Origin of the sequence: Micromonospora sp. NPDC047548 (assembly GCF_040642975.1) — a bacterium.
Lineage (GTDB): Bacteria > Actinomycetota > Actinomycetes > Mycobacteriales > Micromonosporaceae > Micromonospora.
In genome coordinates this window covers 56,277-76,739 of record NZ_JBEYTI010000008.1, presented here as the reverse complement: position 1 = coordinate 76,739, position 20,463 = coordinate 56,277, and the positions used below count along the sequence as shown (strand labels likewise).

20 protein-coding genes and 2 pseudogenes are annotated in these 20,463 nt (G+C 74.1%); 7 read left to right on the top strand and 15 right to left on the bottom strand.

Translation table 11 applies throughout. The annotated features are described in order from the left end of the window. Nucleotides 1–27: 27 nt before the first annotated feature. Together hisI and ABZ807_RS11275 are read right to left on the bottom strand one after the other, a co-directional pair. A pseudogene (gene hisI, locus ABZ807_RS11280) lies at nucleotides 28–384 on the bottom strand (phosphoribosyl-AMP cyclohydrolase); the annotation flags it as partial. Between the two features lie 222 nt (nucleotides 385–606). Next, nucleotides 607–930 (bottom strand): annotated as a pseudogene (locus ABZ807_RS11275) (phosphoribosyl-AMP cyclohydrolase); the annotation flags it as partial. Nucleotides 931–1,605: 675 nt separating this feature from the next. On the opposite strand from ABZ807_RS11275, the gene ABZ807_RS11270 reads away from it, so the two are divergent. From ABZ807_RS11270 to ABZ807_RS11260, 3 genes are read left to right on the top strand one after another with little or no spacing between them, the layout of a single operon-like run. Next, nucleotides 1,606–2,352, top strand: coding sequence for an ABC transporter ATP-binding protein (locus ABZ807_RS11270; RefSeq protein ID WP_357155360.1), 747 nt, complete (start codon nucleotides 1,606–1,608; stop codon nucleotides 2,350–2,352). Further along, the gene (locus ABZ807_RS11265) at nucleotides 2,349–3,104 is read left to right on the top strand and encodes an ABC transporter permease (protein WP_357155359.1); all 756 of its coding nucleotides are present in this window, start codon (nucleotides 2,349–2,351) and stop codon (nucleotides 3,102–3,104) included. The genes ABZ807_RS11270 and ABZ807_RS11265 overlap by 4 nt, the downstream gene beginning before the upstream one ends. A gap of 11 nt (nucleotides 3,105–3,115) precedes the next feature. Next, a complete protein-coding gene (locus ABZ807_RS11260) occupies nucleotides 3,116–3,712 on the top strand; it encodes a TetR family transcriptional regulator (protein WP_357155358.1) in 597 nt (198 codons plus the stop codon). Nucleotides 3,713–3,745: 33 nt separating this feature from the next. On the opposite strand, the gene ABZ807_RS11255 is transcribed toward ABZ807_RS11260, so the two are convergent. Together ABZ807_RS11255 and ABZ807_RS11250 are read right to left on the bottom strand one after the other, a co-directional pair. Continuing rightward, nucleotides 3,746–5,533, bottom strand: coding sequence for an ABC transporter ATP-binding protein (locus tag ABZ807_RS11255; RefSeq protein ID WP_357155357.1), 1,788 nt, complete (start codon nucleotides 5,531–5,533; stop codon nucleotides 3,746–3,748). After that, nucleotides 5,530–7,407: an ABC transporter ATP-binding protein gene (locus tag ABZ807_RS11250; protein WP_357155356.1), complete on the bottom strand. Its 1,878-nt coding sequence runs from the start codon at nucleotides 7,405–7,407 to the stop codon at nucleotides 5,530–5,532. The genes ABZ807_RS11255 and ABZ807_RS11250 overlap by 4 nt, the downstream gene beginning before the upstream one ends. 171 nt (nucleotides 7,408–7,578) lie before the next feature. On the opposite strand from ABZ807_RS11250, the gene ABZ807_RS11245 reads away from it, so the two are divergent. After that, nucleotides 7,579–8,208 carry a TIGR03085 family metal-binding protein gene (locus ABZ807_RS11245; protein WP_357155355.1) on the top strand — a complete coding sequence of 210 codons (630 nt, stop codon included), beginning with the start codon at nucleotides 7,579–7,581 and terminating at the stop codon, nucleotides 8,206–8,208. Nucleotides 8,209–8,381: 173 nt separating this feature from the next. After that, complete coding sequence (locus ABZ807_RS11240; RefSeq protein WP_357155353.1) at nucleotides 8,382–10,208, top strand: long-chain fatty acid--CoA ligase; 1,827 nt, start codon at nucleotides 8,382–8,384, stop codon at nucleotides 10,206–10,208. 85 nt (nucleotides 10,209–10,293) lie between these two features. Here ABZ807_RS11240 and ABZ807_RS11235 read toward each other — a convergent pair whose 3' ends face one another. Together ABZ807_RS11235 and ABZ807_RS11230 are read right to left on the bottom strand one after the other, a co-directional pair. Next, a complete protein-coding gene (locus ABZ807_RS11235) occupies nucleotides 10,294–11,607 on the bottom strand; it encodes a low temperature requirement protein A (RefSeq protein WP_357155352.1) in 1,314 nt (437 codons plus the stop codon). Between the two features lie 106 nt (nucleotides 11,608–11,713). After that, on the bottom strand, nucleotides 11,714–13,171 hold the full coding sequence (locus tag ABZ807_RS11230) for a PLP-dependent aminotransferase family protein (protein WP_357155350.1): 1,458 nt from the start codon (nucleotides 13,169–13,171) through the stop codon (nucleotides 11,714–11,716). 58 nt (nucleotides 13,172–13,229) lie between these two features. Here ABZ807_RS11230 and ABZ807_RS11225 point away from each other — a divergent pair, with 58 nt between their 5' ends. Together ABZ807_RS11225 and ABZ807_RS11220 are read left to right on the top strand one after the other, a co-directional pair. Beyond that, nucleotides 13,230–13,883, top strand: a complete 654-nt coding sequence (locus tag ABZ807_RS11225) for a hypothetical protein (protein WP_357155349.1) — start codon at nucleotides 13,230–13,232, stop codon at nucleotides 13,881–13,883. Nucleotides 13,884–13,940: 57 nt separating this feature from the next. Further along, entirely contained in the window at nucleotides 13,941–14,399 is a 459-nt protein-coding gene (locus tag ABZ807_RS11220) for a hypothetical protein (protein WP_357155347.1), read from the top strand. A 30-nt stretch (nucleotides 14,400–14,429) separates the two neighbouring features. Here the strand turns inward: ABZ807_RS11220 and hisF are convergent, their stop codons facing one another. The 9 genes from hisF to ABZ807_RS11175 form a co-directional block, all read right to left on the bottom strand. Next, complete coding sequence (gene hisF, locus ABZ807_RS11215; RefSeq protein ID WP_357155345.1) at nucleotides 14,430–15,197, bottom strand: imidazole glycerol phosphate synthase subunit HisF; 768 nt, start codon at nucleotides 15,195–15,197, stop codon at nucleotides 14,430–14,432. A gap of 74 nt (nucleotides 15,198–15,271) precedes the next feature. Then, nucleotides 15,272–16,270 (bottom strand): NADP-dependent oxidoreductase, encoded by a 999-nt coding sequence (locus tag ABZ807_RS11210; protein WP_357155343.1) that lies wholly within the window; start codon nucleotides 16,268–16,270, stop codon nucleotides 15,272–15,274. Nucleotides 16,271–16,413: 143 nt separating this feature from the next. Further along, nucleotides 16,414–16,803 carry a RidA family protein gene (locus ABZ807_RS11205; RefSeq protein ID WP_357155341.1) on the bottom strand — a complete coding sequence of 130 codons (390 nt, stop codon included), beginning with the start codon at nucleotides 16,801–16,803 and terminating at the stop codon, nucleotides 16,414–16,416. Beyond that, nucleotides 16,800–17,525: a bifunctional 1-(5-phosphoribosyl)-5-((5-phosphoribosylamino)methylideneamino)imidazole-4-carboxamide isomerase/phosphoribosylanthranilate isomerase PriA gene (gene priA, locus ABZ807_RS11200; RefSeq protein WP_357155339.1), complete on the bottom strand. Its 726-nt coding sequence runs from the start codon at nucleotides 17,523–17,525 to the stop codon at nucleotides 16,800–16,802. The genes ABZ807_RS11205 and priA overlap by 4 nt, the downstream gene beginning before the upstream one ends. Nucleotides 17,526–17,541: 16 nt before the next feature. Continuing rightward, nucleotides 17,542–17,865, bottom strand: a complete 324-nt coding sequence (locus tag ABZ807_RS11195) for a hypothetical protein (protein WP_357155337.1) — start codon at nucleotides 17,863–17,865, stop codon at nucleotides 17,542–17,544. A 54-nt stretch (nucleotides 17,866–17,919) separates the two neighbouring features. Then, entirely contained in the window at nucleotides 17,920–18,546 is a 627-nt protein-coding gene (hisH, locus tag ABZ807_RS11190; protein ID WP_357155336.1) for an imidazole glycerol phosphate synthase subunit HisH, read from the bottom strand. After that, on the bottom strand, nucleotides 18,546–18,716 hold the full coding sequence (locus tag ABZ807_RS11185; protein WP_357155334.1) for a hypothetical protein: 171 nt from the start codon (nucleotides 18,714–18,716) through the stop codon (nucleotides 18,546–18,548). The genes hisH and ABZ807_RS11185 overlap by 1 nt, the downstream gene beginning before the upstream one ends. Nucleotides 18,717–18,774: 58 nt before the next feature. Then, nucleotides 18,775–19,386, bottom strand: a complete 612-nt coding sequence (gene hisB, locus ABZ807_RS11180; RefSeq protein WP_357155333.1) for an imidazoleglycerol-phosphate dehydratase HisB — start codon at nucleotides 19,384–19,386, stop codon at nucleotides 18,775–18,777. Continuing rightward, nucleotides 19,383–20,456, bottom strand: a complete 1,074-nt coding sequence (locus ABZ807_RS11175) for a histidinol-phosphate transaminase (protein ID WP_357155331.1) — start codon at nucleotides 20,454–20,456, stop codon at nucleotides 19,383–19,385. Before ABZ807_RS11175 ends, hisB begins: the two co-directional genes overlap by 4 nt. Nucleotides 20,457–20,463: the final 7 nt, after the last annotated feature.

Genomic DNA, 20,463 nt, shown 5'->3' with positions numbered 1-20,463 from the left:
GGTCCGGCCGCGCCCCGCTCCTCGCGCTCACCGATCGCTCCCCGCACCGGTCACCGGCAGGTCGGTGAAGAAGCATGTGCGATGCCCGGTGTGGCAGGCCGCCCCGACCTGGTCGACGCTGACCAGCAACGCGTCGCCGTCGCAGTCCAGCGCCACCGAGCGGACGTACTGGTGGTGGCCGGAGGTGGCCCCCTTGACCCAGTACTCCTGCCGGCTGCGCGACCAGTAGGTGGCCCGGCCGGTGGTCAGCGTGCGGTGCAGCGCCTCGTCGTCCATCCAGGCGACCATCAGCACCTCGCCGGTGTCGTACTGGCGCACCACCGCGGCGACCAGGCCGTCGGGGGTGCGGCGCAGCCGCGCGGCGATGGCCGGGTCGAGGCGGGACGAACCTACGGCGCCGGCATCGGCGTCGCTCGGGGAAGGGTCAGTCACGGGCACAGTGACCCATTGTCCCGCACGCGGCGCGGGGACCTGCGGGGCGTACCCGCTCCGGCGGGCCGCCCGGGCGAGCTGGGCGACGTAACGGTCCAGCCGCCCGTCGGCCAGCGCCCCGGCCAGGCCCGCCCCGACCACCTCCGCGACGCGGTCGGCGTACGGGCGCACCAGCGGGACGACCCCGGCGACCAGGCGCGCCGCGGCGGCCCCGAGCTGGCCGGTGGAGCCGGAACGCAGCCCGAGGCAGAGCAGCATGTCGTCGCGGTAGCCCGGCGGGGCGACCGGCAGGGCGAGCGCGGCGGCGAAGGCGGCCCGCCGGGACACCACCCGGACGCCGGGGTTGGCCAGCCGCAGCACCGAGGGGCAGAGCCGGGCCAGGTCGGCGGCGGCCAGCCGCACGCCGGGGTGGTCGCCGGCGGCGCGGGCGGCGGCCACCTTGCCCAGCGTCGCCACCAGCTCCTCCAGCCGGGGCTGGTCGGCGGGCTGGCAGAGCACCGGCAGGTCGATCCGGGGCCGCCAGCCCTCCTCGGCCCAGAGCAGCCGGACCGGCGCGGTGACCGGCAGGCCGAACGCCCAGTCGGCCGGCTCGCCGAGCCGCTCGACCCAGGAGCGGACGTCCCGGGCGGCCACCGAGACGTGCACCAACCGCCCGTCGACCTCGGCGAGGTACGCCTGCCGGGCGGCGTACGGGGTGCGACCGGCAGACCGGCCCGTCGCGCCCGGGGTGGGCGGGACGGGCCGGTCGTCCTCGGTGACGAGCACGTCGAGGTCGACGTCGCTGTAGGCGGTGGCGGCCCGTCGGGCGTGGCTGCCGCGCAGCAGGATCCCGACGACGGGGCGGTCGGCGGCCTCGCGCAGCCGGGTCGCCCAGTCGTCGAAGAATGCGTCCGCCAACAACGGAGCGTGATCCACCGCGCCATCGTGCCGTACGCCCCATCAGGCCGCAATGCCCGTTGACGGACCCGGTGTCCGATCAGGGGGCTAGTGCCCCAGGGTTCGCATTGATGCCTCGGGATACCTTTCGCCGGCCATCGCCCCGACGGTCTCCTGCGTGCTGATGTCCACACACCCAGGCTCCCAGTTCGAGCGCACTCGAAGTCAACCGTTGCGCGCGGCAGCTATCTCATTTAGCGTTGAGTTCAACGGATGATGAGTTTTGGGAGGTGGGCGGTGGAGGACGCGATCACGGTCCGCGACCTGGTCGTCGACCGGGGGCGGCGGAGGGTGCTGCACGGCATCGGCTGCACCGTCCCCCGCGGCTCGGTGACCGGGCTGCTGGGCCCCAGCGGCAGCGGCAAGACCACCCTGATGCGGGCGGTGGTGGGGGTGCAGGTGATCGACTCGGGCACGGTCACCGTGCTGGGCCGGCCGGCCGGCGCCACCGAGCTGCGCCGCCGGGTCGGCTACCTGACCCAGGCGCCCAGCGTCTACGCCGACCTGACCGTACGGGAGAACGCCCGCTACTTCGCGGCGTTGCAGGGCCGGCACGCGGCCGACGCCGACCGGGCGGTGGCCGACGTCGGACTGGCCGACGCGGCCACCCAGCTGGTCGGCACCCTCTCCGGCGGGCAGCGCAGCCGCGCCTCGCTGGCCTGCGCCCTGGTCGGCGAGCCCGAGCTGGTCATCCTCGACGAGCCGACGGTCGGTCAGGACCCGGTGCTGCGGGCCGACCTGTGGGCCCGGTTCCACGAGATGGCGGCGGCCGGCACGACGCTGCTGGTGTCCAGCCACGTGATGGACGAGGCGGCCCGCTGCGACCGGCTGCTGCTGATCCGGGAGGGCCGGCTGGTCGCCGACGACACCCCGGACGCGGTCCGGGAGCGCACCGGGGTCGACGACCTGGAGGAGGCGTTCCTGCGGTTGATCCGGTCAAGTGAGGCGGGCCGGGGCGGCGCCGCCGGTGAGGAGGCACCGTGAACCCGCGGATCCTGGCCGCGACGACCGGCCGCATCCTGCGCCAGCTGCGGCACGACAAGCGCACGGTGGCGCTGCTGGTGGTGGTGCCGACGGTGCTGCTGACCCTGGTCTACTACATGTACGCCGACCAGCCCACCGCGCCCGGGAAACCGTCGGCCTTCGACCGGATCGCCCTGATCATGCTGGGCTTCTTCCCGTTCATCGTGATGTTCCTGGTGACCAGCATCGCGATGCTGCGCGAGCGCACCACCGGCACGCTGGAACGGCTGCTCACCACCCCGCTGGGCAAGCTGGACCTGCTCTTCGGCTACGGCATCGCGTTCGGGCTGGCCGGGGTGGTGCAGTCGACCATCGCCGCGGCGGTGGCGTACTGGCTGTTCGGGATGGAGACGGCCGGCAGCGCCGGCCTGGTCATCCTCATCGCGGCGGTGAACGCCGTGCTGGCCGTGGCGCTCGGGCTGTTCTGCAGCGCCTTCGCCCGCACCGAGTTCCAGGCGGTGCAGTTCATGCCGGTGGTGGTCGCCCCGCAGCTGCTGCTCTGCGGGCTCTTCGTGCCGCGCGGGCAGATGGCCGGCTGGCTCCAGGCGGTCAGCGACGCGCTCCCCCTGTCGTACTCGGTCGAGGCCCTGCAGGAGGTCGGCGCGCACACCGAACCGACCGGCACGATGTGGCGGGACGTGGCGATCGTCGCGGGCGCGGCGGTGGTGGCCCTGGTGCTCGCGGCGGCGACCCTGCGCCGGCGCAGCGGATGACGGCGCAGCGGATGACGGCGCGACGCACCGGCCGGCGCCCCGGCAACCCCGACACCCGGCAGGCCATCCTCGCGGCGGCCCGGGCGGCCTTCGCCGAACGCGGCTTCGACGCGGCCTCCATCCGGGCGATCGCCACCGCCGCCGGGGTCGACCCGGCCCTGGTGCACCACTACTTCGGCACCAAGGAGGAGCTCTTCCGGGCCACCGTCGACATCCCGTTGGACCCGGCGGAGCTGCTCCCCGCCGTGCTGGCCGGCGGCGCGGAGGGCGTGGGCGAGCGGCTGGTCCGGATGTTCCTCGGGGTGTGGGACTCCCCGGCCGGCGCGGCGGCGGTGGCCCTGCTGCGCTCGGCGGTCAACAACCAGTGGACCGCCCGGCTGCTGCGCGAGTTCCTGGTCACCCAGGTGCTGCGCCGGGTGCTCGACCACCTCGACATTGCCCCGGCGGAGCTGCCGCTGCGCGGCTCGCTGGTGGCCACCCAGATGATCGGCCTGGCCATGATGCGGTACGTCATCCGGCTGGAGCCGGTGGCCTCCGCCGACCCGGAGACCCTGGTCGCGGCGCTCGGCCCAACCGTGCAGCGCTACCTCACCGGCGACCTGGGCTGACCGGTCCGGGGCCGGCGGGGCGCCGGACCCGGCTCAGCGGGTCTGCTCCAGCCAGGAGGCGTAGAGCAGGCCGTAGACCGACTCCGGGTCACGGACCAGCTTCTCGTGCGGGCCGCGCTGCACGATCCGGCCCCGATCCACCACGATCACCTCGTCGGCCGCCTGAGCGGTGGAGAGCCGGTGCGCGATGGCGAGGGTGGTCCGGCCGCGGGTGACCGCGTCCAGGGTGCGTTGCAGGCGTACCTCGGTGGCCGGGTCGACGGCGCTGGTGGCCTCGTCGAGCACCAGCAGATCCGGGTCGGCCACGTACGCCCGGGCGAGCGCGACCAGCTGCCGCTCCCCCACGCTCAGCGCCTCCCCCCGCTCGCCGACCGGGGTGGCCAGGCCCGACGGCAGGCCGTCCAGCCAGTCGGCCAGCCCCAGCTCGGTGAAGGCGGCGGTGAGCTGCGCGTCGGTCAGCTCGGGGCGGGCGAAGCGGACGTTGTCGCCGACCGTGGCGTCGAAGAGGAAGCCGTCCTGCGGCACCATCACCACCCGCGTGCGCAGCGAGTCGAACCGCACCCGGTCCAACGGCATCCCGGAGAGCAGCACCTGCCCGGCGGTCGGATCCATCAGCCGGGTGAGCAGCTTGGCGAAGGTGGTCTTGCCGCTGCCGGTCTCGCCGACCACCGCGACCCGGCTCTTCGCCGCGATGTCCACGGTGACGTCGTGCAGCACCGGCGGACCACCCGGGTAGGCGAAGGTCACCCCGGCGAAGCGGATGTCCAGCGGGCCCGGCGGCAGCTCCCGCCCCTGCTCGCCCGGGTCGGCCACGTCGGGGGCGACGTCCAGCACGTCGAGCACCCGGCGCCAGCCGGCGATCGCGTTCTGCGCCTCGTTGAGCACCTCGGTGGCGATCTGCACCGGCTGGATGAAGAGCGTGACCAGGAACAGGAAGGCGGTGAGCTGGCCGATGGACAGGGTCCGGTCCACCCCGAGGGTGACCCCGACGATCACCACGCCGGCCAGCGCGACGCCGGCCGCCAGCTCCCCCACCGAGCTGCCCAGGATGCTGATCCGGATGGCCCGCTGCTGGGCCTCCCGCTGCCCCTCGATCGCGGCGTCGAGCCGCCGCGCGGTCCGCCCGGCGATGCCGTACGCGCGGATCACCGGCGCCCCGACGACGCTCTCCGCGATCGTGCCGAGCAGGGTGCCCGTCCGCTGCCGCACCACGCCGTACGCCCCGCCGAGCCGCTGCTGGAGCAGCCGGATCACCAGCACCGCGGGGGCGAAGGCGACGAGCACCACCAGGGTCAACTGCCAGGAGTACGCCAGCATCACGGCCGTGGTGACCACCAGCTGGCCGAGGTTGACGATCAGGATCACACCGCCCCACTGGAGGAACTGGGTGATCTGGTCGACGTCGCTGGTCACCCGGGAGACCAGCGACCCGCGCCGCTCGGACTGCTGGTGCAGCATCGACAGGTCGTGCACGTGCCGGAACGCCCTGGTCCGGACGTTGGCCAGCGCGGTCTCGCTGACCGTGAACAGCCGGCGCATCATCAGGTAACCGCAGGTGGTGGTGACCACCAGCACGGCGGCGGCGACCACGGCCACCGTCCACACCACGCCGAGGTCGAGACCCCCGACGATGCCGTGGTCGATGCCGCGCTGCACGGCCACCGGCACGGCCACCCGGCCGACCATGTAGACCAGCGCCAGGGCGACGGTGCCGGCCAGCCCGGTCCGCAGCTCCGGGGAGAGCGCCAGGCCGCGCCGCAGCGTCCGCCAGGTCGTCTCGGGCCGCTCCTCCGATTCCGCCGTCGTCGCGCTCGCGCTCACCGGTCCACCTCGATCTCCAGGCCCGAGGTCAGCGGCGCGACCTCGTCGTACGTGTGGTTCTGCTCGCGTTCCTGCTCGGCCTGCTCGTACGCGGTGACCAGGTCGGCGTAGCCGGGCACGGTGGCGAGCAGCTCGGTGTGGGTGCCCCGGGCCACCACCCGCCCCTGTTCCAGGTAGACCACCTCGTCGGCGAGCGCGATGGTCGCCCGCCGGTACGCGACCACCAGGATCGACGCGGCGCCGCCCTGGCCGGTGGTCGGGGCGCGCAGCCCGGCCAGGATGGCCGCCTCCACCCTCGGGTCGACGGCGCTGGTCGCGTCGTCGAGCACGAGCAGCCGGGGCCGGCCGGCGAGCGCCCGGGCCAGGGTGAGCCGCTGCCGCTGCCCGCCGGAGAGCGAGGTGCCCCGCTCGCCGACCATGGTGTCCAGCCCGTCGGGGAGCGCGGCCACGAAGCCGTCCGCCTCGGCCAGCCGCAGCGCGGCCCACACGTCCTCGTCGCCGATGCCCGGCCGGTCCAGGGTGATGTTGGCCCGCATGGTGTCGTCGAAGACGAACGGCACCTGGGCGACCAGGGCGACCGTCCGCGCCAGCGAGTCCGCGGTCAGCTCACGCACGTCGACGCCGTCCAGGGTCACCGTGCCGGCGCGGGGGTCGACCAGCCGCACGGCCAGCGAGGCGATGGTGGACTTGCCGGCGCCGGTCGGCCCGACCAGGGCGACCGTCCTCCCGGCCGGCACGGTGAAGGTGACCTCGCCGAGCACCTCCGCGCCGGGCAGGTGCGCTTCGGCCGGCTCGTACCCGAAGCACACGTCGGCGAAGGCCAGCGTGGCGGGCGTCGGCTCGGCCGGGTCGAGCCGGCGCTCGCCGTACGGCATCTCGCCGGTGGCGTCCAGCACCCGGCGGACCCGGTCCCAGCCGGCGACGCTGCGGGGCAGCTCGGCGAGGACCCAGCCGATGGCCCGCACCGGGAAGGCCAGCACCGTGAAGAGGAAGGCGACGCTGACCAGCTCGGCGACGCTGATCGCGCCCGCCCGCAGCCGGAACGCCCCGACCACCAGCACCGCGAGGGTGCCGAGGCTGGGCAGGGTCTCCAGCATCGGATCGAAGACGCCGCGCAGCCGGCCCACCGAGATCAGCGCGTCGCGCAGCTCACCGGCGCGGGCGGAGAACCGGGCGGTCTCCTGTGCCTCGCGGCCCATCGTCTTGACCACCAGGGCGCCGTCGAAGCTCTCGTGGGCGATGCCGCTGACCTCGGCGCGCAGCCGCTGGGCGCGGGCCTGCCGGGGCGCCATCCGCCGGGAGTAGACCACGTTGAGCGCGAAGAGCGCGGGGAAGACGGCCAGCCCGACCAGGGCCAGCGCCCAGTCGGTGAGGAAGAGCGCGACGACCGCCCCGACCAGCATGACCAGGGTGCCGACCGCGAAGGGCAACGGGGCGATCGGGTACCAGGCCGCCTCCACGTCGGAGTTGGCATTGGACAGCAGCGTCCCGGTGGCGTTGCGCTGGTGCCAGGCCAGCGGCAGGTCGAGGTAGCGGCGGGTCACCCGGCGCCGGTAGGCGGCCTGGAGGCGGAACTGCATGTAGCCGGCGCCGAGTCGGCGGCCGAAGATGCCCACCACCCGCAGCACGCTGATGCCGAACAGCGCCGTCGCGGCCAGGGCCAGCGCGCCCGTTCCGACGGAGCCGCGGGCGATGGCCGGCACCACCACCTTGCCGACCACCGCGCCCACCACGAACGCGCTGGCGATCACCATGAGGCCGAAGAGCACGCTGCCGGTCACCGCCAGTGCGAAGATCCGCGGTTGTTCCCGGATCGCCCGGCCGAGGACCGACAGCCCCCTGCGGAGCACGTCCTGACTTGTCCCGCTCGCCACGCTGTCCCCCGCCGTAAGCCGCCTCGTTCTCCCTCATCCTTACCGGTGCCGGCCAGCTCCGCCGACCCGGAGCCGTATGTCCGCCGTCACGTGTCCGCCGGCGCGCCCCGCCCGCCGCCGGGGACGCGCTCCGGCCCGCCGGCTTCGGCCGGCGGGCCTACGATCTCCCTCATGCCGCGGTACGCCCGATCGGAGCGCGAGGCGCTCGCCGATCTCATGCTGGAGCTGGGACCGGACGCACCGACCATCGACGAGGGATGGACGACCCGCGACCTCGCCGCCCACCTGGTGGTGCGGGAACGCCGCCCGGACGCCGCCGGCGGCATCGTGCTGCCGCCGCTGCGCGGGTACGCCGAGCGGGTGCGCCGGCGGATCGCCGCCCGCCCCTGGGCGGAGCTGGTCGGGCTGGTGCGCCGCCCGCCGCTGTGGAGCCCGGTGAGCAACCCGCTCACCGACGAGCTGGCCAACACCCTGGAGTTCTTCATCCACCACGAGGACGTCCGGCGGGCCGGGGCGGGGTGGCAGCCGCGTGACCTGCCGGCCGGCCAGCGGACGCGGCTGTGGAAGCCGGCCTCCCTGCTGGCCCGCACGGCACTGCGCCGGTTCCCGGCCGACCTGCTGGTGCAGGCGCCCGGTCACGGCGAGCTGTCGGTGGGTCGGGGCGGCGAACGGGTCCGGCTGGTCGGGTCGCCGGGCGAGCTGGCGCTCTTCCTGTCCGGCCGTCAGCGGGTGGCCCGGGTCCAGGTCGACGGCCCCGCCCCCCTCGCGGACCGGATCCGCCACGCTCCCCTCGGCCTCTGACCCGACTGGTCGCTGCGGGCCGTCCGGTACGCCTGAGCGTTTCACCTCGCGGGACACAGCCAGCCCAAAGGTTGTGGGGCTAGCCGATGCCCGGGTGCAGGCAATACCCTTCGGTAACCGCAGACCGGCGTGACCCTCGTCACGTCATCCACCCCCTGAAGGCGGCTACAGCGATGGCTCTCGATGTACCGTACCGTTCTATTCCCGACATGCTCCTCAAGCGCGTGGCCGCCACCCCCGACGGCCACGCGTTCGCCAGTCCGGCGCCGGACGACTCCGGCCCCGTCTGGCTGACGTGGGAGCAGATCGGACAACGGGCCAAGGCGGTCGCCGCCGGCCTGCACGGCCTGGGCGTCGGCCAGGAGGATCCGGTGGCGATCCTGGCCAACACCCGGCTGGACTGGGTGATCGCCGACTTCGGCATCATGTGTGCCGGCGGCGCGACCACCACGGTCTACCCCACCACCGAGCCCGAGGACGCGGTCTACATCATCGCCGACTCCGGCTCCCGGGTGCTCTTCGCCGAGAACCCGGCCCAGGCCGCCAAGATCGCTGGGGCGGAGCTGCCCGCGCTCACCCACGTGGTGCTCCTCGACGGCGCCGCCGACCCGGCCGCGGCCGTCCCCCAGCTCACCCTCGCCGAGCTGGAGGAACAGGGCGGGCGGCTGCTCGCGGCCGAGCCCAGCCTGATCGAGCGACTCGTCGCCCCGATCGGCCCGGAGCACCTGGCCACCCTGATCTACACCTCGGGCACCACCGGCCGACCCAAGGGCGTCGAGCTGCTGCACGGCGGCTGGTGCTGGGAGGCCGTGGTGCAGGCCGAGACCGGCCTGCTCCGCGACGACGACACGCACTACCTGTGGCTGCCGCTGTCGCACTCGTTCGGCAAGACCCTGCTCTGCGGGTCGACCCACGTCGGACTGCCGACGTACGTCGACGGGCGGGTGGACAAGCTGGTCGACATGCTCGCGGTGATCAAGCCGACGCTGATGTGCGGCGCGCCCCGGGTGTTCGAGAAGGTCTACAACAAGGCGGTCACCACCGCCCAGGACGGCGGCGGCGCCAAGGCGAAGATCTTCGCCTGGGCGGTCCGCACCGGCAAGGAGAAGGTCGCCCTGGAGCAGGCAGGCCAGCCGGTCCCGACGGGGCTGAGGCTGAAGTACGCGCTGGCCGAGAAGCTGGTGTTCAGCAAGCTCCAGGCCCGCCTGGGCGGTCGGATCCGGGTGCTGGTCTCCGGCGCGGCGCCGTTAAGCCCGGAGATCGCCACCTTCTTCGCCTCGGCGAACCTGCCCATCTCCGAGGGGTACGGCCTGACCGAGACCAGCGCCGGCAACTTCGTCAACCCGCCGGAGGGACTGCGCATCGGCACCGTCGGCACGGCGCTGGGCGACCTGGAGTGCCGGATCGACACCGACGGCGAGATCCTGGTCCGGGGCAAGCCGGTGATGCGCGGCTACCACAACCTGCCCGAGGAGACCGCCGCGGCGTTCACCTCCGACGGTTTCTTCCGCACCGGCGACATCGGCAGCCTGGACGACGACGGCTACCTGCGGATCACCGACCGGAAGAAGGACCTGGTCAAGACCTCCGGCGGGAAGTACGTCGCGCCGTCGCACATCGAGGGCATGTTCAAGGCGGTCTGCCCGTACACCTCGCAGGCCATCGTGATCGGGCAGGCCCGCAACTACTGCACCATGCTGGTCACCCTCGACCCGGACGCGATCAAGGGCTGGGCGGCCGGTGGCCCCCTCGAAGGCCGGGAGTATGCCGAGATCGTCGCCTCCCCGGAGGCGCAGGCGATGGTCGAGGGGTACGTGGCGGAGCTGAACGGCAAGCTGAACCGCTGGGAGACGATCAAGAAGGTCACCATCCTCCCCCGCGACCTCACCATCGAGCACGGTGAGATCACCCCGTCGCTGAAGATCAAGCGCCGGGGCGTGGAGAGCAACTTCGCCGCCGAGATCGACAAGATGTACTCCGGCACCCTCGCCGAACTCTGACCCGCCCGCCGGCGGCCGCGCCCCACCGTCCCGGGGCACGGCCGCCGGTCCGTCCGACGGTCGCGCCCTGGCGGCTCGGCGCCGGTCAGAGGTGCCGCCGGCGCCAGGCGCTCAGCTCCTGCTCGACGGCGATCTGCTCCTCCAGCGCGAGCTGCCGGATCTGGCGCCGCCGGCCGTCCTCGCTCAGCGTCTCGGCGACGGTGGCCGAGACGCAGATCACCGCCAGCACAGCCACCGCCACCAGCTCCGGCAGCGGGGCCGCCAGCGGGGCGACCAGGACGATCACCGCCACCCCCACCAGCAGCGGCCAGCGCACGGCGTGCAGCACCAGCAGCGCGCAGCCGGCGAGGCTGAGCAGGTAGAGGCCGACGCCGCCGTAGAGGACGGTGACCCAGAAGGCGCCGAGCGGCTCCCCCCAGGACGGCGTGCCGGGCAACGCCGATTCGGCGAGCAGGTCCTTGAGACCGAGGGCGAAGAAGATGATCCCGGCGATCATCGGCAGGTGCAGATAGGTGTACGCGTTCCGGGCCAGCCGGGCCCGGGTGCCCGGCTGCCCGGCAGTGTGCAGCTGCTGCTCGACGCCGAAGGCCAGGGTGTCGAAGTACGCCCACCAGAGCACCGCGGCGATCGCGATGCCAAGCACCGCGGTGGTCATCACCGGCCCGGTCAGCGGCAGCGCGCTGATGGCCTTCGGACCGAGCCCGAGCGCGATGACCGACTCGCCGAGCGCGAGCAGGATCATCAGGGCGTGCCGTTCCGCCCAGTGCCCGGCGGAGATCACCACCCAGTACGAACCGCCCAGCACGATCCCCGCCGCATACTCCACCAGCACCGCCGCCGTCCAGAGGCCGAGCTGCAGCCCGGTCGCCAGGGCGCCGGAGGCGACCCGGGGCGGCACCTGCCCGGCGGCGACCAGCAGCACCGTGGCGACCACCGGCAGGGCGGCGAGCTGCCGCCAGAGCCGGAACCGGGCCGGATCGGACCGGGCCACCCAGCCGAAGATCGTGAGCTGCGGGGCGCGGACCAGGAAGTAGCAGACGGCGAAGACGAGCGGGCCGTTGAGCCCGCCGGGCTCATCGACGAACGCGCCCGGGATGCTCAGCACCAGCAGGAAGGTGGCGGCCACGATGACGAAGCCGACCACCGGCAGCACGCCCTGGTCGGCGCGGACCAGGTTGCCGAGACCGGCGAACCCTTGCCAGCACCACCAGAGCAGCGCCAGCACGAGCAGCGCCCGGAACAGGTTGACCCAGCTGGGCCGGCTCGCGGTCAGACCGGTGACGGTGAGGAACGCGAAGGTGAAGATCAGGTCGTAGAAGAGCTCCAGCCGCGTCACCCGGGACCCCGGCGCGCCGGGCCGGACCACGCTCGCCCACCGGGTGCCGCCCCTGTTCGCCACCTGCGCAGTCTCCCAGCCGGACAGGACCGGTGAGCGCGATCCGGGCAGGTCGGCAGCATCGGGGCAGGTCGGCAGTATCCGGGCCGCCCGGCCGGGCAGTGCCGTATCAGGCGATGACGGACGGCTCCCGCCACTGCGTACGGCCGGCGCGGTCCAGGTCGTAGCGGACCGCGGCGAGCCGGCCCACCGCCTCCACCAGGTCCGCGGTGGGCAGCGTGAAGGGCAGCCGCAGGAAGCGCTCCAGCGTGCCGTCCAGGCCGAACCGGGGCCCGGGCGCCAGCCGTACGCCGACCTCCTCGGCGGCGCGCGCGAGGGCGCTGGAGATCGGGCCGTCCAGCTCGGCCCAGAGCGTCACGCCGCCGCGCGGGACGGCGACCCGCCAGTCCGGCAGCCGCTCGGCGAGCGCGCCGATCAGCGCGTCCCGCTGGGCGGTGAGCTGGGCCCGACGGGCGGCCACGATGCTCGACGCGTCGGCGAGCAGGTGCACCGCGACCAACTGCTCCAGCACCGGGCTGGCCATGTCCACCCCGACCCGGGCGGCGGCCAGCCGCTGCACCTGGGGGGCGGAGGCACGGACCCAGCCGATCCGCAGGCCGCCCCAGTAGGGCTTGCTCATCCCGCCGATGCTGATCACCCGGGAGTGCCGGTCGAAGGTGGCCGTCGGGGGCGGCAGCACGGTGCCGTCCAGCGGCAGGTCCACGAAGGACTCGTCGATGACCAGGTCGGTGCCGGCGGCGTGAGCCGCGCCGACCAGCCGCTCCCGCAGCTCCGTGGGCATCAGGTGGCCGGTCGGGTTCTGGAACTCCGGGATCAGGTACGCCAGCTTCGGCCGAGCCTGCCGGATGCTGCCCAGCAGCAGGTCGGCGTCCCAGCCGGCGCCGTCGGCGGCGAGGCCGTGGGTGGTGATCCGGGCCCGGCGGGCGGAGAGCGCGGCGAGCGCGTTGGGATAGGTCGGCGACTCGACCAGCACGCCGCCGCCGGGCGAGAGGGCCAGCCGCAGCACCAGGTCCAGGGCGTGCTGGGTCCCGCTGGTGACCATGATCTGCTCCGGGCTGGTCGGCAGCCCCCGTTCGGTGTACGACCGGGCCACCGCCTCGCGCAGCTCGATGATCCCGGTCGGGTGGTAGCCGGCGCCGCCAAGGTAGCGGGGCAGGTCCTCGGCGGCGGCGCGGGCGGCCGGGACGAGCTGCGGCGGGGCGGCCAGCGCGGCGACACCCAGGTCGATCATGTCGCGGTCGTCCAGCGGGGTCCAGAGCCCGGTGCTGGCCACCCGGTGGGTGCCGGGCAGCATCGTCCAGCTGCCCGCGCCGCGCCGGCTGGCCAGGTGCCCGCTCTCCCGCAGCTGCCGGTACGCGGCGGTGACCGTGGTCCGGCTGATGCGCAGCGCCTCGGCCAGCTCCCGCTCGGCCGGCAGGCGTACCCCCAGGGGGAGCCGGCCGTCGGCGAGCAGGCCACGGACCGCGGCGGCGAGCGCGGCGTAGTCCGGGCTGCGACGGCGGCCAGGGAGCGCATGCCACTGACCCAGCAGCCGAGCCAATTGGGCTCCCCGTACCTGGCTGGTCACGGCCACCCCTCCCAAATTGGCTCTTCTTTCGTCACGATTGGCACCTAGAGTGGCACGCATGGCAGCGATTGGCAATCTGCGCCACCGGCCGGTCCGGCGGCTCACCCAGCTCTACGTCGGGCTGGTCCTCTACGGCGTCAGCATGGCGCTGATGATCCGCTCCGGGCTCGGGCTGAACCCGTGGGACGTCTTCCACCAGGGCCTGTCCCGGCAGACCGGCATCTCCGTCGGCACGGCGAGCATCCTGGTCGGCGCGATGGTTTTGCTGCTCTGGATCCCGCTGCGACAGCGGCCCGGGCTCGGCACGGTCAGCAACGTCGTGGTGATCGGCCTGTCCGTGGACGCCACCGTGGCCCTGCTCCCCGAGGACCTGCCGCTGCTCGCACGGATCTGCCTGCTGGTCACCGGCATCGTCGCCAACGGCGTCGCGACCGGCCTCTACCTCGGCGCCGACCTCGGCCCCGGTCCGCGCGACGGGTTGATGACCGGGCTGGTGGCCCGCCGCCCCGGCAGCTCGGTCCGGCTGGTCCGCACCGCCATCGAGGTGACCGTGCTGGCCCTGGGCTGGCTGCTCGGCGGCACGGCGGGCATCGGCACCGTCGCGTACGCCCTCGCCATCGGCCCGCTGGCGCAGCTGTTCACCCCGCTGTTCACCGTGCCGCCACGGTCCACCCCCGACGTCCCCGTGGTCACCCTCGCTGAGCTGCGCTGACGTCACTGGGGGAAAGTGGGTGTTTCCTCCGTCGACACCGCCGGGCATCATTCCTGCATGGGGGAGAGCGGATGGCGCTGGACGGACGCGTGGATCTTCGTGTCACTGGTGATCGCGAGCGGCGCCGGGCGGCACCGCCGCGCGGCCGACAGCCGACGCCCGGAGGGCGTCCGGCTGGCCGACGTCATCTCCACGGCGGACCACCTCAACCAGGCGATCCCCGAGCGGCAGGACGTCGAGGCGGCGGTGCGCCGCCTGGTCGGCGCGGGCCTGGTCAGCGTCACCGACGGCTGGTTCCGGATCACGCCGGACGGGGAGCGGCTCTGGCGCACCCGGCCGAGCGCGGGCGTGGCAACCACCGTGGACACGGTGCAGGGGGTGCTGGTCCGGCGGCACACACCCGGTAGCGCGGACTGGCACCTGCCCGAGGAGGACCATGCCGCGGCCGTGCAGGAGTATATCGTCCGGTCGATCCCGGCCCCGCGCCGCTCGCCGGAGGGGCGAACCGGCCGCTGAGGGCCCCCAGCGCCGGGCCTCCGGCGGCCCTCAGCGAATCGGGTGACCGGCGGCCTTCAGCGCGTCCTTGACCTCGCCGACGGTCAACTCGCCGAAGTGGAAGACGCTCGCCGCGAGCACCGCGTCGGCGCCCGCGCCGATCGCCGGCGGGAAGTGCGCCACCTCGCCGGCGCCGCCGCTGGCCACCACGGGCACGTCCACCACCGCGCGGACCGCCTGGATCAGCGCCAGGTCGAAGCCGGCCTTGGTGCCGTCGGCGTCCATCGAGTTGAGCAGGATCTCGCCCGCCCCCAGCCCGGCGCCGCGCCGGGCCCACTCGACGGCGTCCAGGCCCGTGCCGCGGCGCCCGCCGTGGGTGGTCACCTCGAACCCACTGGGCGTGGTGCCGGCGGGAGCCCGGCGCACGTCCAGCGAGAGCACCAGCACCTGCCGGCCGAACCGGTCGGCGATCTCGGCGATCAACTCCGGGCGGGCGATCGCGGCGGTGTTCACGCCGACCTTGTCCGCGCCGGCCCGCAGCAGGGTGTCGACGTCGGCGACCTGCCGTACGCCGCCGCCGACGGTCAGCGGGATGAAGACCGACTCCGCCGTGCGCCGGACCACGTCGAGCATGGTGCCCCGGTCGCTGGAGGAGGCGGTGACGTCGAGGAAGGTCAGCTCGTCCGCGCCGGCCCGGTCGTACGCCGCGGCCAGCTCCACCGGGTCACCGGCGTCCCGCAGGTCGAGGAAGTTGACCCCCTTGACCACCCGCCCGGCGTCCACGTCCAGACACGGGATCACCCGTACCGCCACCGTCATGTCGCGAGCCTATCCAACTCCAAACGGCCCGGCGGCCGACCCGTTCGGGTCGGCCGCCGGGAACGAGGCCCAGGTCACACCCGGACGAGCATCTTGCCCAGGTTCTCGCCGCGCAGCAGGCCGAGGAACGCCTCGGGGGCGTTCTCGATGCCGTCGACGACCGTCTCGTCGTACGAGAGCCTGCCGTCGCGCAGCCAGCCGGACACGTCCCGCACGAATGCCTCCCGCAGGTTGCCGTGGTCGCCGACCAGGAAGCCGCGCAGGGTGAGCCGCTTGCCAATGACCAGCGCCAGGTTGCGCGGGGCGGCCGGCGGCTCGGTGTCGTTGTACTGCGCGATCATGCCGCAGATGGCGGCCCGGCCATGCAGGTTCATGGCGAAGATCGCCGCCTCCAGGTGGTCACCGCCGACGTTGTCGAAGTAGACGTCGATGCCGTTCGGGGCGGCCGCCCCGAGCGAGTCGCGCACCGGGCCGTCGTGGTAGTCGAAGGCGGCGTCGAAGCCGAGGGCCCGCAGCCGCTCGACCTTGGCCGCGGAGCCGGCGCTGCCGACCACGTGCCCGGCGCCCTTGAGCTTGGCGATCTGGCCGACCAGGCTGCCGACCGCGCCGGCGGCGGCGGAGACGAAGACGCTCTCCCCCGGCTTCATCCCGGCCACCTCCAGCAGCCCGGCGTACGCGGTCAGCCCGGTCATGCCGAGCACGCCCAGGTACGCGCTCACCGGTGCAAGGGTCGGGTCGACCGTGCGGGCGGCGTGCGCGTCGAGCAGCGCGTACTCCCGCCAGCCGAGGCCGTGCAGCACGGTGTCGCCGACCGTGACGCCCTCGGCCTCGCTGGCCACCACCTCGCCGACCGCGCCGCCGTCGAGCGGCGCGTCGAGTGGGAACGGCGGCACGTACGACTTCACGTCGTTCATTCGCCCCCGCATGTAGGGGTCGACCGACAGGAAGTGGTTGCGGACCACGATCTGGCCCGCGCCCGGCGTCGGCACCTCGGTCTGCACGAGGCGGAAGTTGTCGGCGGTCGGCCAGCCCTGCGGGCGGGAGACCAGGTGGATCTCACGGTTGGTGCTCATGGTGTCGTCCTTTCCTACGCGGGAGATCGGGCCGCGCGGCGCTCAGGCCGCAGCGGCCTCGCGGACGGTGAGGGCGACCTCGACGGCGGGCAGGTCGACCACGAGGGCGACGGTCAGCCCGAAGCCGGGCGGGACGGCCGGGGTCACCGGTCGCCGAGCCAGGCCTCCAGCTCCACCTCGACCAGGTGGTCAGGATCCAGCAGACCGGCCACCACCACCATCGTGGCGGCCGGGCGGACCGCCCCGAACACCGCGTTGTGCGCCCGCCCCACCTCGTCGGCGTACCCGCGGTCGGTGACGTACATCCGGGTGCGGACCACGTCGCCGGGCTCGGCGCCCACCTCGGCCAGCGCGTCCAGCGCGATCCGCAGGGCCTGCGCGGTCTGCGCCGCCGCGTCCCCGACGTGGGTGACCACCCCGTCCACCGTGGAGGTGCAGCCGGCGGTCCAGGCCAGGTCGCCGGCCCGGACGACCCGAGAGTAGCCGTACACCGACTCCCACGGGCCGCCCGAGCCGAGCCTGGCGACCGTCACGCCTCCGCCAGGGTTTCCAGCGCCTGCGCCACGGTGAAGGCGCCCGCGTAGAGCGCCTTGCCGGCGATCACGCCCTCCACCCCGATCGGCTCGAGGGTGGCCAGCGCCCGCAGGTCGTCCAGCGTGGAGACGCCGCCGGAGGCGATCACCGGGGCGTCGGTGCGGGAACAGACCTCGCGCAGCAGGTCCAGGTTCGGACCGCGCATGGTGCCGTCCTTGGTGATGTCGGTGACCACGTACCGCGCCGCCCCGGCCTTGTCCAGCCGCTCCAGCACCTCATAGAGGTCGCCGCCGTCGCGGGTCCAGCCCCGGGCGGAGAGGGTACGACCCCGCACGTCCAGCCCGATCGCCACCCGGTCGCCGTACTCGCCGCAGACCCGGTCGCACCAGACCGGGTCCTCCAGCGCGGCGGTGCCGATGTTCACCCGGGCCGCGCCGGTGCCCAGCGCCGCCTGCAACGACTCGTCGTCCCGGATGCCGCCGGAGAGCTCCACCTTCACGTCGAGCTGCCGCACCACCTCGGCGAGCAGGTGCGCGTTGGAGCCCCGGCCGAACGCCGCGTCCAGGTCGACCAGGTGGATCCACTCGGCGCCGTCGGACTGCCAGGCCAGCGCGGACTCCAGGGGGTCGCCGTACGCGGTCTCGCTGCCGGCGGCGCCCTGCACGAGCCGGACGGCCTGGCCGTCGGCGACGTCCACGGCGGGCAACAGGGTGAGGCTCAACTTCTCTCTCCTCGCTTCAGATCCGACGGTCCAGGGCGATCACCACGATCGCCGGCAGGACCAGCAGCAGCAGGACGACCAGCACCAGGCGCAGCGCCAGGTCGTCCACGAACGTCCAGATCCCGAACAGCGCGGCCAGGCTCAGTCCCACGATCGCAGCCCGCTCCCCCCGGCTGCGGCGGGCCAGCCGGCCGGTGCGGCCCCGCCGCCACTGCGGCGTCAGCCGGCGTACCAGCGTGCGCGTCCGCTGCCGGCGGGCCAGCCTGCGCTGGCGTACGACGCGTTCCTGGGCGGCCTCGGCCTCCCGGACGGCGCGCCGGCGGGCCCGCTCCTTGCTCACGCCGTGCCCCGCACGGCCCCGGCGGCCGACGTGCCCCGCGCCGGGCCGGCCAGCTCAGTCAACAGTGGCCAGCCAGTTGCGCAGCAGCGCAGCACCGGTGTCGGCGGACTTCTCCGGGTGGAACTGGGCGGCCGACAGCGCGCCCCGCTCCACTGCGGCAACGAAGTCGGTGCCGTGGTGCGCGGTGGTGACCGTGGCGCCGGCGGCGGCCAGCCCCACGGCGTCGTTCACCCCGTACGAGTGGACGAAGTAGAATCGGCTGTCGGCGGGCAGGCCGGCGAAGAGCACCGAACCCTCCGGCGGCCGTACGGTGTTCCAGCCCATGTGCGGCAGCCGGTCGGCGGGCAGCTTCGTCACCCCGCCGGGCAGCAGCCCGAGCCCCTTGGTGACCACGCCGTGCTCGTCGCCGTGCTCGAAGAGCACCTGCATGCCGACGCAGATGCCGAGCACCGGCCGGCCGGCGGCGACCCGCTCGGCGATCACCGGACCGGCGCCGAGCGCCTCGATCCCCACCATGCACGCGGCGAAGGCGCCCACGCCCGGCACCACCAGGCCGTCCGCCTCGACGGCGGCGGTCAGGTCGTCGGTGACGGTCACCTCGGCGCCGGCGCGCTCCAGCGCGCGCTCGGCAGATCGCAGGTTGCCCGAGCCGTAGTCCAGCACCACGATCCGCCTGGTCATCAGCCCTCCCCGGGAAGCAGCCAGAGCACCCCGCCGACGGTGGCGAGCGTGGCGAGCAGCGCGGTGATGACCACCGCGCCGCGCGGCGCGCCCTGCCGGTGCAACGACCACGCCCCGCCGACGAGCACGCCGGCCAGGATCAGCAACAGGGTCGGCAGCACCGCGGCCATCAGTGTCCTCCTTCGTTCGCGACTGCGGGGCTCCGCTGCGCCGCACTCCGCGCGCTGGTCACAGCGCGCCCTTCGTGCTGGGGATCGCGCCCGCGGCGCGCGGGTCGATCGCGGTGGCCTCGCGCAGCGCGCGGGAGACCGCCTTGAACTGTGCCTCCACCACGTGGTGGGCGTCCGGGTGGCCGCCGGGGCGGGCCGCCCGCAGCACGTCCACGTGCAGGGTGATCCGAGCCGCCTGGCCGAAGGACTCCCAGATGTGCCGGGTCATGCTGGTCGGGTAGACCGGGCCGATGTACGGCGCGAGCGCCGGCTCGTCGTGCACCACGTACGGGCGGCCCGACAGGTCGACCGCGGCCCGGACGAGGACCTCGTCCATCGGCACGGTGGCCGAGCCGTACCGCCGGATGCCCGCCTTGTCCCCCAGCGCCTGGTCGAAGGCGGCACCGAGGGCCAGCGCGGTGTCCTCCATCGTGTGGTGGGCGTCGATCTCCAGGTCGCCGACGGTACGCACGGTCAGGTCGAAGCCGCCGTGCCGGGCGATCTGGTGCAGCATGTGGTCGTAGAAGCCGACCCCGGTGCTGATCTCGGCCCGGCCGGTGCCGTCGAGGTCGAGCTCGACGAGGACCTTCGTCTCCTTGGTGATCCGCTCCACGCGGGCGGTGCGACTCATGAGAGCTTCTCCAGAGCGGTGAGGAAGGCGTCGGTCTCGGCGGGGGTGCCGGCGGTGACCCGCAGCCAGCCGGGCAGGCCGACGTCGCGGACCAGGACACCGGCGTCGAGCAGGATGCGCCAGGCGACGGCCTGGTCACCGTCGACGGAGAAGAGCACGAAGTTCGCGTCGCTGTCGGCGACCCGGTGGCCCCGGGCGCGCAGCTCGGCGACGATCCGGTCGCGCTGGACCATGATCGCGTCGACGGTACCGAGCAGGGCGTCGCGGTGCGCCAGCGCCGCCCGGGCGGCGGCCTGGGTGAGCGCCGAGAGGTGGTACGGCAGCCGGACCAGCTGCACGGCGGCCACCACCGCCGGGTCGGCGGCCAGGTAGCCGAGCCGGCCGCCGGCGAAGCCGAACGCCTTGCTCATCGTCCGGGTGACCACCAGCCGCGGGCGCCCGGGCAGCACCGCCAGAGCGCTGACCGTACCGGGGCGGGCGAACTCGGCGTACGCCTCGTCGACCACCACCATGCCCGGCGCCTCGGCCAGCACCGCTGCGACCACCGCCGGGTCGAGGGCGGTGCCGGTGGGGTTGTTCGGCGAGCAGAGGAAGACCACGTCCGGGCGGTGCTCGCGGACCTGGGTGACCGCCTCGTCGGCGGTCAGCCCGAAATCGACGCCACGCCGGGCGGGAACCCAGCGGGTGCCGGTGCCGAGCGCCAGCAGCGGGTGCATCGAATATGCCGGGGTGAAGCCGAGCGCGGTGCGCCCCGGACCGCCGAACGCCTGGAGCAGCTGCTGCTGGATCTCGTTGGAGCCGTTGGCCGCCCAGACCTGCTCGACGGTGAGCCCGTGGCCCAGGTAGGCCGCCAGATCGGCGCGCAGGGCCACGGCGTCGCGGTCCGGGTACCGGTTGAGGTCGCGCAGCTCCGCCGCGAGGGCCTTGCCGATCGCGTCGACCACCGGCTCGGGCACCGGGTAGGAGTTCTCGTTGGTGTTCAGTCGCACCGCGACGTCCAGCTGCGGCGCCCCGTACGGCGTCAGGCCCCGCAGGTCGTCGCGGAGCGGCAGGTCGTCCAGCGAACTCATGCCGCCA